We start from the raw sequence: 11857 nt of genomic DNA on the forward strand, positions 1-11857 counted from the left end.
GTATGGGCTAATTCGTTGTTCTTCAATCATTCTTCTATTATTGTATATCTATAATTCCAATAAGCATTATTCGTTAACGGACAAAGAGGGCTTTATGTCGAAAAATCGAGTCTTGGTGCTATTCGCCCACCCTTCTCAGCATCGCTCTGAAGCAAACAAACCCTTATTCGAACAAGCCAAGTGTATTGATGGCGTGACCTGTGTTGACCTCTACGCTGAATACCCAACTTTCAAAATTAACATCGATCGTGAACAGAAACGCCTGTTGGACCATGACATCATCATTTTTCAATTCCCACTTTATTGGTATTCAACTCCGGCAATTCTAAAAGAGTGGCAAGACCTTGTTCTTGAGTATGGTTTTGCCTACGGCACGGATGGCAATGAGCTAGAAGGTAAAAGCTTAGTCTGTAGCATCACCGCGGGCGGTAAACAAGACGCTTACCAATGCGACGGTTACAACCATTTTACCATCAGAGAATTGCTTCATCCTATTGAGCAAACGGCTTCGTTATGTGGCATGAACTATCTTGCCCCCTTCGCGCTATTTGGTTCACGTACCGCTTTGGAAGAAAACCGCATTCAAGAGCATGTCTACAGCTATAAGTTTCTATTAGAGGCGTTAGTTGCAGGCAAAGTGAACGTAAAAAAAGCAGGTAAGGCAGAAAAGCTCAACCACTACGTTGAAGAATTGAAAGCAGAGGTTAAGTAATGACGGGATATTTTCTACAAGCCTTTATCTACTTAGTCGCCGCCGTGATCGCAGTGCCGATAGCTAAGCGTCTTGGCTTAGGCTCAGTACTGGGATATTTAATCGCAGGTGTGGTTATCGGACCTATCATCGGCCTTGTCGGTGAAGAAACCACCACAATTCAGCACTTTGCCGAATTCGGGGTTGTGATGATGCTGTTCTTAGTTGGCCTTGAACTTGAGCCTAAGATGCTATGGGCAATGCGAAATCGCTTGATGGGCCTTGGTGGTCTGCAAGTGGGGGGCACCGCAGCCATTGTAATGGGCATTGCTCTAGCCTTTGGCCAACCTTGGACTATCGCTCTCACTATCGGCTTAATCTTTGCGTTGTCATCGACAGCGATTGTACTGCAAACATTCAACGAGAAAGGCTTATCTAAGACTGAAGGCGGTAAGAATGCCTTCTCGGTTCTTTTGTTCCAAGATATTGCCGTTATTCCGATGCTGGCATTCATTCCTCTGTTGGCGTTGCCAGAATTAATAGAAGCTGCACAAAGCGCGGTCACTTCAGCTTCTGACCACCATGAAGAGTTAAGTCTGGTTGCTGGCCTACCTGGTTGGGCTTATGGTCTTGTGATTACTGCATCTATCGCGATTGTGGTTGTTGGCGGGCACTTCTTAAGCCGTCCACTCTTCCGCTTCGTCGCAAGCTCTGGCCTGCGTGAGATCTTCACGGCAACGGCACTGATGCTGGTTATTGGTATTGCTGCACTGATGAGCCTTGTCGGCTTATCGCCTGCACTAGGCACTTTCCTTGCGGGTGTTGTACTGGCGAACAGTGAATTCAGACACGAACTGGAATCGAACATCGACCCGTTCAAAGGACTGCTGCTTGGCTTGTTCTTTATTACGGTAGGTGCGGGAATCAACTTCGATGTTCTATTCAATGATTTCATCCTAATCATAGGGCTAACTCTGAGTGTCATGTTACTAAAAGCAGCTGTGCTTTTTACCTTGGCATTGATTTTCAAAATCAAGAACAGTGATCGTTGGCTATTTACACTGAGCTTGGCGCAAGCCGGTGAGTTTGGATTCGTACTATTAAGCTTCTCGGCGCAAAACCACGTATTGCCGGCTGACATTGTTCAAACGCTCTCACTAGTGGTTGCTCTTTCAATGTTCCTAACTCCGGGCCTGTTTATTTTGTTTGATAAGGTGATTCTGCCTCGTTACGAGCAAAAATCGAATGACCGTGAAGAGGACACTATCGAAGAGAAAGGCACAGTAATCATTGCGGGTATCGGGCGATTCGGTCAGATCGTTAACCGCTTATTGGTATCGAACGATGTCAAAACGGTGGTTCTGGACCATCAGGCTAACCAAGTCGACGTGTTGCGCTCTATTAATATCAAATCTTACTTTGGTGATGCGACTCGTCACGATCTGTTGCACACTGCGGGTATCGAAGAAGCAGCAATGCTTGTTGTTGCCATCGACAATCAAGACTCAAGCGTGGAGCTCGTCAAGTACGTTAAGCACTCCTACCCTAACGTAAAAATCTTGGCTCGTGCTTTCGACCGAGGTCATAGTTACCGCTTGAGAGAAGCTGGCGCTGATTTCGTCGAATCAGAAACCTACCACTCAGCACTAGAAATGGGCGCACAAGCCCTACGCTCGTTGGGTCACCACCCATTCTTCGTAGAACAGCAGAAATCGACCTATCAACGTGTTGAAAGCCGTAAGTCTGAAAAGCTATTCAAAGCTTGGTCGGAAGCGGAAGACAACCCAAGGTACGACAACAACTATCGACAGATATTTATTCACCTTGAAGAAGCGATGAAAGAAGACATGAAGAAAGACCGATCCGATAAGCACTCTCGCTCAGAGCGTGGTTGGACACCGCCTCCAAAAGGTTATGCAGACGGTTTTGAAGAAGAGGAATCATAAACTTCGATTCTCAATCCCAATTAAAAGCGGCTATTTAGCCGCTTTTTCTTTATCTATGGCCCCTAAATACCGCAAACAAGTGCCATTTATTGATACCTAAGCGGATAATAATCGCAATTTATGTGATCAAGTTATAATTTTTAATCTCATCCCTCTCTTCAAAAACGAATTCACTTTTTACATTTTTGAAACATACTCGCCATGCATAAACCTCAGTAAAAATATGGTTTTATATGCACTTCCTTTAACTATACTGAACTCAGCTAAAATTCCAATAACCAGTTTCAGGGCTTTGAACACCATTGCATATATCAAAGTCGACCCTACTAACTATTACAAAAACATTCACACAACAAATGCCTGAAGCGTCTGATTCACAAACCAAAACCAATCTAATTAACACAAATGTTTCAAGAGATGTCTATCGTTACAATTTGTAACGAATTGAAGTTGTCGGTATAGTCCTGCCATCAAAAAAGTGAGACCTATGCGCTCACCTTAAAGGAGATATAATAATGATCACTAATGATGCCGTAATTATGGGCATGTTAGCTGTTATTCTTGGCGGCGTATTTATCACGGAAAGTAGCCAAAACAGCGCACTGAAAAAATTCTATTCATTCATCCCAGGCCTATTGCTCTGCTACTTTGTTCCTTCATTGTTGAACAGCTTTGGTATCATCGATGCGTCAAACTCAAAACTATACTTCGTAGCAAGCCGCTACCTACTACCAGCGGCACTGGTACTACTGATCATTTCAGCGGATCTTCGTAAGATCTTTGGTCTTGGCTCAAAAGCCGTCATCATGTTCCTGACTGGTACTGCAGGTATTATCATTGGTGGTCCTCTGGCGATTCTGATCATCGACCAAGTAAACCCTGACCTTGTCTCTGGTGACGTGTGGCGCGGCCTAACGACAGTAGCAGGTTCTTGGATTGGTGGTGGTGCAAACCAAGCTGCGATGAAAGAAGTGTTCGATGTAAATGATAACCTGTTCTCAGCAATGATTACGGTTGACGTTATCTGTGCAAACATCTGGATGGCAGTGCTACTAATTATGGCTGGCCGTCAGAAGAAAATTGACGCATGGCTAAAAGCAGACACTTCTTCAATCGAAGAACTGAAAGAAACGGTATCGAAATACCAAGAAGAAAACGCTCGCCCGACAACAACAACTGATCTCATGAAGATCGCTGGGATTGCCTTTGGTCTAACAGGCCTTGCTCACTTCTTCAGTGACATAATCGCACCATGGATCTCAACGAATGCTCCAGAACTAGCAAAATACAGTCTAACATCTGGCTTCTTCTGGCTAATCGTCATGGTTACAACGTTCGCGTTGATCGCTTCGTGCTTCAAATCGACACGTAGCCTAGAGCACAGTGGCGCATCGAAAATTGGTTCAGCGTTCATCTATATCTTAGTTGCTACCATCGGTATGCAAATGGACGTTACAGCAATCTTTGACAACCCAGGTTACTTCTTCATTGGTATCACATGGCTAACTATCCATGCCCTGCTCATGATTGCGATGGCGAAAATCATTCGTGCACCGCTGTTCTTCATGGCAGTAGGTAGCCAAGCTAACGTTGGTGGCGCGGCATCAGCTCCAGTCGTTGCAGCAGCATTCCACCCAGCATTAGCTCCAGTAGGTATCTTGATGGCGGTACTAGGTTACGCGTTAGGTACATACGGCGCTTACATCTGTGGCCTAATCATGCAGGCTGCTGCGGGTTAAGTGAGCTCACCTTAGCTCAAGCTATCCATTAAACATCAAAGCCCGATATTGGTACGCCAATATCGGGCTTTTTTATGTCTACAGATTAGTCATGATGTAGTGAAAACAAGGAATTAAGATCATCTGTAGCCCCAAGAATGCCAGCAGATACTGAAGAGTGTCATTTTTGGACTTCTCAATCTTTTTGTTCACATACGACTGAGATACCGGGTCGACTTCATTAATTGAATCTTTAAATGCTTTGGCAAGTAACACCGCCCTCTTCTCTGGAACGCCTGCCTTAATCAGGGTGTTAGATAATTTTCTAATGTCTACTCGTACCATTTGAAACACCAATAATTAAATTAAGTGCTTGAAATCTATCATACAGAATAAGTCGTATCTCACTTCAAAATGAATCGTGTGTTTTAAGTTTATTCTTAGTTTCAAACCGCTTTTGGTTTTGTTTTCATTAGCTTTTCTGTAGGAAGATTTAGACCTAATTTCATCCTATTGATACTAAAACAATCTATCGTTCAGTCTAGCTAAACACCTATTATAAAATCATTGATTTATACGAACATATCTATCCAGTTATATTGCTTATCAAAGTGATTAACGAGGTGATGACGATGAGCGAACTCGATAGATATTGTGAACAAATCAACCTAGAACTGACAGAGCAAGATGTCGCTCGCCTTGGTTGGAACAAGCCTATGTTTAGCAAGCGGGTTGCTACGCTCTCAGCTGTGTCTTTATTTGCTTTGTAGCTAACTTATTGGTTTTAATAAAAAGGCCAAACGACGACCGTCCAGCCTCTCTTCGAACCCAGCTAAAACAAGATTAATCGAACAAAGATGCCAGTTTGTTCTCAACGACTGGGCTGACGTTAAAGCTCAGCATGAAATCCGAGCATGTCTTTTCGTCTTTCTCGATATAGTAATTGGCTTCAATACCAAACTTCCAAGGACGACCGTTGAACACTGTTGTTTTACTTACGCTAATATTCAACGGAATTTCAGCCTGATCTTTATTCCAGTCATAAGAAAGTGTCGGCGCTGAGCCCACCGTCCATCCACCCTCTAATAACTCTACCCAAAATAACTGCGTAGACGTCTTGTTAATACGAGTATCTGAGTTATCCGCACCATTGCCAGATACACCATAAAGGTGGCTTGGGAACACACCTACCACGCGATCGGCGCTTACTTTGCCGTACATAAACTCAGGGCCAACAGCAAATTGATCCGCCGTGAGTTCATTACTTCCGGTTGGTAACGAAGCAAACACACCAAAAGCGGCAATGGTCCCGCCTTCCATTTTGGGCGCATAAGCTAGGTCAAAGGAAATATCACTAACTCCCGACTGATCCATATGTTGGGAACTTGTCGACGTATTCACATTGAAATCATTCTGAACATAAGAGATAGCCGGGCGGAAAATGATTTTGTCGCCGTTCTCCATAGGGAATGGTAGCGTCGGCTGCAGAACTGTAGCAAAACTGTCCCCTCCTCCGTCATATCCGCCAGAGTATTGAAGTTTTAAGTTAAGGCTCGCGTAAGCCGTGTTCGGGTTTGCAAGTTCCTTTGCTGCCTGCTCTGCTGTTTGATTACTTTCTTCATTAGCAATCGCAACAGTAGACGTTAATAATAATCCACTCATTATTACAGCAAGTGATTTACAAGCCATTAAGCCCTCTCTAAATATAAACGCTGTGTATTTACGCGTATTTTAAAGATTGCCGATATTCAAAATAGCCATTAGGCGACATGGGAATTTGTTCGCCCTCAAAAAACAAAAATGCCCCAAATTTCTTTGGGGCATTTTCATTGTGGAACTAGCTAAGGGTCTCCCCTATTTGCTTATTCCCAATCTAGGATTACTTTACCAGACATACCAGAGCGCATCATGTCGAAGCCTGCTTGGAAGTCGTCTACTTTGTAGTGGTGAGTAATGATTGGAGACAGATCTAGGCCTGATTGAATCAAAGATGCCATCTTGTACCAAGTTTCGAACATCTCACGGCCGTAGATGCCTTTGATAACCAAGCCTTTAAAGATTACTTGGTTCCAGTCTACTGCCATGTCTGATGGTGGAATACCTAGTAGAGAGATCTTACCGCCGTGGTTCATGTTAGTTAGCATGCTGTTGAATGCTGATGGTACACCAGACATTTCTAGGCCTACATCGAAGCCTTCTGTCATGCCTAGATCAGCCATTACATCTTCAAGCTTCTCTTCCATCACGTTTACAGCGCGCGTTACGCCCATCTTCTTAGCAAGGTCTAAGCGGTATTCGTTTACATCAGTAATTACAACGTGACGAGCACCTACGTGCTTAGCAACCGCAGCAGCCATGATACCGATTGGGCCAGCACCAGTGATTAGTACGTCTTCACCTACTAGGTCGAAAGAAAGCGCTGTGTGCACTGCGTTGCCGAACGGGTCAAAGATTGATGCTAGGTCATCTGAAATCTCCGCAGGGATCTTAAACGCGTTGAACGCAGGGATCACAAGGTATTCAGAGAACGCACCAGTGCGGTTAACGCCAACACCAGTAGTGTTACGACAAAGGTGAGTACGGCCGCCACGACAGTTACGACAGTGACCACATGTGATGTGACCTTCGCCAGAAACACGATCGCCGATTTCAAAACCACGAACTTCTTGGCCGATGCCAACAACTTCACCTACGTATTCGTGACCTACAACCATAGGTACTGGAATTGTGTTTTGTGACCACTCATCCCAGTTGTAGATATGTACGTCTGTACCACAAATTGCGGTTTTCTTAATACGGATAAGAAGATCATTATGACCCATTTCAGGTTTTTCAACCTCGGTCATCCAAATGCCTTCTTCAGGCTTAAGCTTAGAAAGTGCTTTAATTTTCATAATGTTACCTAGTTCATCTCGCCTAACTGTAAGGCGAGAATCAAAAATCTTATTGTTCGACTGGGTGGTGTTCTATCTAATTAAAGGATGCTCGTGGCACCCCTTTAAAATTAGATGATGCCCATGTCTTTACCAACTTGGATGAACGCATCGATTGCGCGGTCTAGTTGCTCACGAGAGTGTGCTGCAGACATTTGCGTACGGATACGAGCTTGACCTTTTGGTACTACTGGGAAAGAGAAGCCTACAACGTAGATGCCTCTCTCTAGAGCGCGCTCTGCGAATTCAGCCGCTACTTTTGCATCACCAAGCATGATTGGGATGATTGCGTGGTCAGCACCACCCATAGTGAAACCAGCTTCTTCCATGCGAGTACGGAAGTGTGCAGAGTTTTCCCATAGTGTTGTACGTAGGTCACCAGATTCTGCTAGAAGATCTAGAACGCGGATAGACGCCGATACGATTGCTGGTGCAACAGAGTTAGAGAATAGGTATGGACGAGAACGCTGACGTAGCCAGTCGATCACTTCTTTCTTACCAGACGTGTAACCGCCTGAAGCGCCACCCATTGCTTTACCTAGCGTACCTGTGATGATATCGATGCGATCAACAACGTTGTGGAACTCATGAGTACCAGCGCCGTTTTCACCCATGAAGCCCACAGCGTGAGAATCATCAACCATTACTAGTGCATCGTACTTGTCTGCAAGGTCACAGATAGCAGGAAGGTTAGCTACTACGCCGTCCATTGAGAATACGCCGTCAGTTACGATTAGCGTGTGGCGAGCGCCAGCTTCTTTAGCTGCGATAAGTTGCTGCTCTAGCTCTTCCATGTTGTTGTTCGCATAGCGGAAGCGCATCGCTTTACATAGACGAACGCCATCGATGATAGATGCGTGGTTTAGTGCATCAGAGATGATTGCATCTTCTTTGCCTAGAATCGTTTCGAATAGGCCAGCATTAGCATCAAAACAAGATGTGTATAGGATTGTGTCTTCTTTACCTAGGAACGTAGACAGCTTTTGCTCTAGCTCTTTGTGAGAATCTTGAGTACCACAGATGAAACGAACTGAAGCCATACCAAAACCGTGCTGATCCATACCACCTTTTGCAGCTTCGATAAGCTCAGGGTGGTTCGCAAGACCTAAGTAGTTGTTTGCACAGAAGTTTAGTACTTCTTCACCAGTCGAGATAGAAACCGCTGCTTTTTGAGCAGAAGTGATAATGCGCTCAGACTTGTAAAGACCTTCTTCTTTAACTTCTTCGATTTGATTTTGAATCTGTTGGTAAAATGCAGAAGACATTGTCTCATTCCTTCCTAGTTATTATTCAGCAGCATCGCGCGCCGCATTATGTAGGGATATAAACGATCCTAAAACGATCATTTACACTGTAAAACTAATCTCTATATTCTAGTTGAACATCCCCTTTTCGATTATCCCTCCAGTTGGAAAAACATTAATGAACCTGAGGCATAAATAATGGTTCATCCCAGTGACACAGGGCACATTAACGTCCTTCTCTTGTTCTTTTTAACGCCATGTTCACCGAAAATTCGACCTAATTTCGCTTTCATATCAAATCTCAATTTTTAATCTCAAAACGATATAGTAGTGAATTACTGTTTCTCTCAGAATGTGCGGCCGTTACACAGATGCCCAAGATAAGATGAGAAACAAGCCCATGGCACTATCCGACCACATCATTCAAGAAGCCTTCGAAAACGACTGGCACACCTGCTTTTATCAACCAAAAGTAGAAGCGAGTGCAGAGAAAGTAACAGGCGTAGAAGCACTGTTTCGCCTGAATATTCCAGAAGAAGGTGTCTTTTCACCCGATGTGTTCATTGATCGTGCGTTCGCGCTAGGTTACGAAGAAGAGATCTTCTTTTGTGTTCTTGAGCAATCTTTAACTGAAGTGAAGTCACTATCAGCACACTTGAACTTGGCCGTAAATGTCAGTAAGAAAGTTCTAGCGAACCCAGACAACGTAGAAAAAGTACGTGAACTACTTTGGAATACCTCGTTCAAAGCAAAACAGTTAACGTTCGAACTCAGTGAAGCCGATCAATGGGATGAAAAGCTCTGCGAACAGATTAAACGCTATAAAGCGCTTGGTATTAAAATCTCTATCGATGATTTCGGTGTGGGTTACTCAGACATGAATAAGGTGATGAACCTTGATGTCGATGAAGTGAAATTTGATAAGTCGATTGTAAATAGCGAAGACAGTTCTCGCTCTGAACTAATCCAGCAAACTTTGGCTTACTGTAAAGCATCTGGAATTAAAACCGTAGCGGAAGGTGTTGAAGATGTAGATAGACATCAACGTGTCCACCAGCTTGGCTTCGATCGCTGTCAGGGTTTCCTATACTCGAAGCCACTTCCGTTGACGGATCTTAGACTGGTTATGTAATGACTCTGTTCTACTAAGGAGTGGGCTAGCTTAAAACAAACTCAACGCTTTTTTTCTTCTGTTTTAGGTCATGGTAACGGATGTACTTGAAATAGATATCGTGCTTGTTTTGGATATTCTGAGAAAAGGGATTTTTCACCACTTTTTTAATATCAGCTTTGAAAAATGGCATACCAAGCATACTCATGTATGGCTCTAAATAGAGATCATAAAGAAACTGACACATAGCTGGATCAAGAGTAGGAAAACAGAATTCAGTGCCCGCTAAGTTGTCGGCCATGTAATCAAAGATCTTGCGACGAATAACAATACTCACGGCCCCTACACTGCACAGCATCTTGCTGACACCGTCGTAAACCACATGCCCAATGATGATGCCCTCATAAAGAAAACACAGCACCTGCATATCTTCTCTCTTCACACCCAAATGACTCGCGACTTCGATAAAATCTCTACCGTAAGTTTTTTGATGCATTCCTTGAATCGACTTAAGCCTTTTTACAGGCAGTGAGCAAAGGCTATGTGATTCAACACTGGTCACCTCGTAATCGTAACCAATATCAACACTGAACGGGCGCTCAGCGTTCTTGGTTGCTGCTTTCACTTGCACCATTTCTTCAACAGAAAAGTCATAATCCACCTGGAAGAAGCTCGCAATCCCCAAACGACGAACAAAACTGGGCAGTGTCTTCGCCCTTTCCCACTGGCTCACCATCACCTGATTGACACCAGAAAATGCTCGGTGAGAATGAGAAAGTAGCTCAGCAAACTCTTCCTGAGATAAAGCTTTCTCTTCACGCAGATACTTTAACTTTTGTGCAAAATTCGATTTATCCATAACTCACATTGCCTTAGTTATTATCAGTCGCTTAACACCCAAGGCTCATCTCGCTAAGTCAGGGTCATCGACTCTCTTTCGACACTGTCTTCAGTATGCTCTGCCAACCAGTACAACCAAATCATCGCCAAGCATAGGATGAAACAGAGCACAAATAGCCAGTAGGCGCTCAACATCTCTATCACCACACCACCAAGCAATGGCGCAATAGCAAAGCCAAGAGAGTAAAGTGCCGCCGCACCGAAGTAAGAGCCTCTGAGATGTGGCGGTGCCATTCTATCGATTTGTACATTAAGGGTTGGGAAAGCAATCACTTCTCCTAAACTTAATATAAAACAAGCAATTCCCCAACCTAGTGGCCAATCATTTGGTGTAAAAAGAAAGCCAATTTGCGCAATCGCCATCAAAATCATGCCGATTCGAGTTCTAACAAACAGCGGCACGTGCTCAAGCCATTTAAGCATTGGGAACTGGAAAACGATAATCGTCAGCGTATTCACCAAAACTAACCCAGCAATGAGTTGAGCGGCATCAGCGATTGAAGAGCGCACGATGACTTGAGGAATTGACGACTCAACCTGCGCGTAGACAAACATCATGATGAAGTTAGCGACCATCAGTTTTACAAAAATGTTGTCTTTACGAATCACATTAAGCGTCGCGGCGAAATTAGGCAGTTGAGAGGGATCTGGCTTGGTAAAAGTACCTTTTCGTTCAATTCCTAACAGCAGCCAGAAACCGTAAACGACATAAGTACCACCAGCAACAAAGAACAAGTTTTGTGGCTGAGAAAGAGCCAAAGTGATACCAATCAATGGACCAAGTGCGCCACCCAGATTAAGTAAGAAGTAACGAATGTTCAGCGCTAACTCACGATCTTTGGAGTCTTTGAGATTATCGCCTATGACTGCCTTAGCTGGCGCTTCGATCATTGGGCGCATTAGACCTGTCATCATGATCAACACATAGAACTGCCACACTTCACTCGCTAATGCGATGCCAGTGTAGGATATCGAGGCAATCCAACTGCCGAGCACCATGACCCATTTACGCCCTAGCTTATCCGAAAGGTAACCCGAGTAGAGCCCAGTTCCAGCACCAACAACGGCGGATACCGCTAGCATGGTACCGACTTCAATCGCTGAAGCGCCGTAATCTTCATAGAGAAAGACGATCAGAAAAGGCCATGCCATAAAGTAGCTTGTTCGGGCGAGTAACGTTCCAGTCAGAACTGTCCATACTGAAAAGTTAAACCGTTTTATACGCTGCTTTTGAAACAAGCTTTCTGATCTATCCATAGATAACGCCTCTATAACCGACTGATTTAAATATTATTATTCAGCCAGTATATAGAG

Annotated in this window: 11 protein-coding genes; 5 read left to right on the plus strand and 6 right to left on the minus strand. The window is 44.1% G+C overall.

Annotated elements, in window-relative coordinates; all coding sequences use genetic code 11:
• Positions 1 to 94 precede the first annotated feature (94 nt).
• The 3 genes from BCT81_RS06780 to BCT81_RS06790 all read left to right on the plus strand — a co-directional run bounded on the left by BCT81_RS06780 (position 95) and on the right by BCT81_RS06790 (position 4376).
• On the plus strand, positions 95 to 712 hold the full coding sequence (locus tag BCT81_RS06780) for an NAD(P)H-dependent oxidoreductase (protein WP_102423623.1): 618 nt from the start codon (positions 95 to 97) through the stop codon (positions 710 to 712).
• On the plus strand, positions 712 to 2637 hold the full coding sequence (locus BCT81_RS06785; protein WP_102423624.1) for a monovalent cation:proton antiporter-2 (CPA2) family protein: 1926 nt from the start codon (positions 712 to 714) through the stop codon (positions 2635 to 2637). The genes BCT81_RS06780 and BCT81_RS06785 overlap by 1 nt, the downstream gene beginning before the upstream one ends.
• Positions 2638 to 3152: 515 nt before the next feature.
• Positions 3153 to 4376 (plus strand): DUF819 family protein, encoded by a 1224-nt coding sequence (locus BCT81_RS06790; RefSeq protein ID WP_102423625.1) that lies wholly within the window; start codon positions 3153 to 3155, stop codon positions 4374 to 4376.
• Positions 4377 to 4454: 78 nt separating this feature from the next.
• Here the strand turns inward: BCT81_RS06790 and BCT81_RS06795 are convergent, their stop codons facing one another.
• The gene (locus tag BCT81_RS06795; RefSeq protein WP_102423626.1) at positions 4455 to 4700 is read right to left on the minus strand and encodes a hypothetical protein; all 246 of its coding nucleotides are present in this window, start codon (positions 4698 to 4700) and stop codon (positions 4455 to 4457) included.
• A 287-nt stretch (positions 4701 to 4987) separates the two neighbouring features.
• Between BCT81_RS06795 and BCT81_RS29275 the strand changes: the two genes are divergently transcribed.
• The gene (locus BCT81_RS29275; RefSeq protein ID WP_170222464.1) at positions 4988 to 5125 is read left to right on the plus strand and encodes a hypothetical protein; all 138 of its coding nucleotides are present in this window, start codon (positions 4988 to 4990) and stop codon (positions 5123 to 5125) included.
• A gap of 73 nt (positions 5126 to 5198) precedes the next feature.
• Here the strand turns inward: BCT81_RS29275 and BCT81_RS06800 are convergent, their stop codons facing one another.
• From BCT81_RS06800 to BCT81_RS06810, 3 genes are all read right to left on the minus strand, one after another.
• Positions 5199 to 6044, minus strand: coding sequence for a hypothetical protein (locus BCT81_RS06800; RefSeq protein WP_102423627.1), 846 nt, complete (start codon positions 6042 to 6044; stop codon positions 5199 to 5201).
• A 173-nt stretch (positions 6045 to 6217) separates the two neighbouring features.
• Positions 6218 to 7249 (minus strand): L-threonine 3-dehydrogenase, encoded by a 1032-nt coding sequence (tdh, locus tag BCT81_RS06805; RefSeq protein ID WP_061031177.1) that lies wholly within the window; start codon positions 7247 to 7249, stop codon positions 6218 to 6220.
• 110 nt (positions 7250 to 7359) lie between these two features.
• Entirely contained in the window at positions 7360 to 8553 is a 1194-nt protein-coding gene (locus BCT81_RS06810) for a glycine C-acetyltransferase (RefSeq protein WP_102423628.1), read from the minus strand.
• Positions 8554 to 8932: 379 nt separating this feature from the next.
• On the opposite strand from BCT81_RS06810, the gene BCT81_RS06815 reads away from it, so the two are divergent.
• The gene (locus BCT81_RS06815) at positions 8933 to 9664 is read left to right on the plus strand and encodes an EAL domain-containing protein (RefSeq protein WP_102423631.1); all 732 of its coding nucleotides are present in this window, start codon (positions 8933 to 8935) and stop codon (positions 9662 to 9664) included.
• Between the two features lie 25 nt (positions 9665 to 9689).
• Here BCT81_RS06815 and BCT81_RS06820 read toward each other — a convergent pair whose 3' ends face one another.
• Positions 9690 to 10502 carry a helix-turn-helix transcriptional regulator gene (locus BCT81_RS06820; RefSeq protein WP_102423629.1) on the minus strand — a complete coding sequence of 271 codons (813 nt, stop codon included), beginning with the start codon at positions 10500 to 10502 and terminating at the stop codon, positions 9690 to 9692.
• A gap of 53 nt (positions 10503 to 10555) precedes the next feature.
• Positions 10556 to 11800 carry an MFS transporter gene (locus BCT81_RS06825; protein ID WP_102423630.1) on the minus strand — a complete coding sequence of 415 codons (1245 nt, stop codon included), beginning with the start codon at positions 11798 to 11800 and terminating at the stop codon, positions 10556 to 10558.
• Positions 11801 to 11857: the final 57 nt, after the last annotated feature.

The sequence above is a fragment of the Vibrio sp. 10N.261.52.A1 genome (genome assembly GCF_002876325.1).
Taxonomy (GTDB): domain Bacteria; phylum Pseudomonadota; class Gammaproteobacteria; order Enterobacterales; family Vibrionaceae; genus Vibrio; species Vibrio chagasii.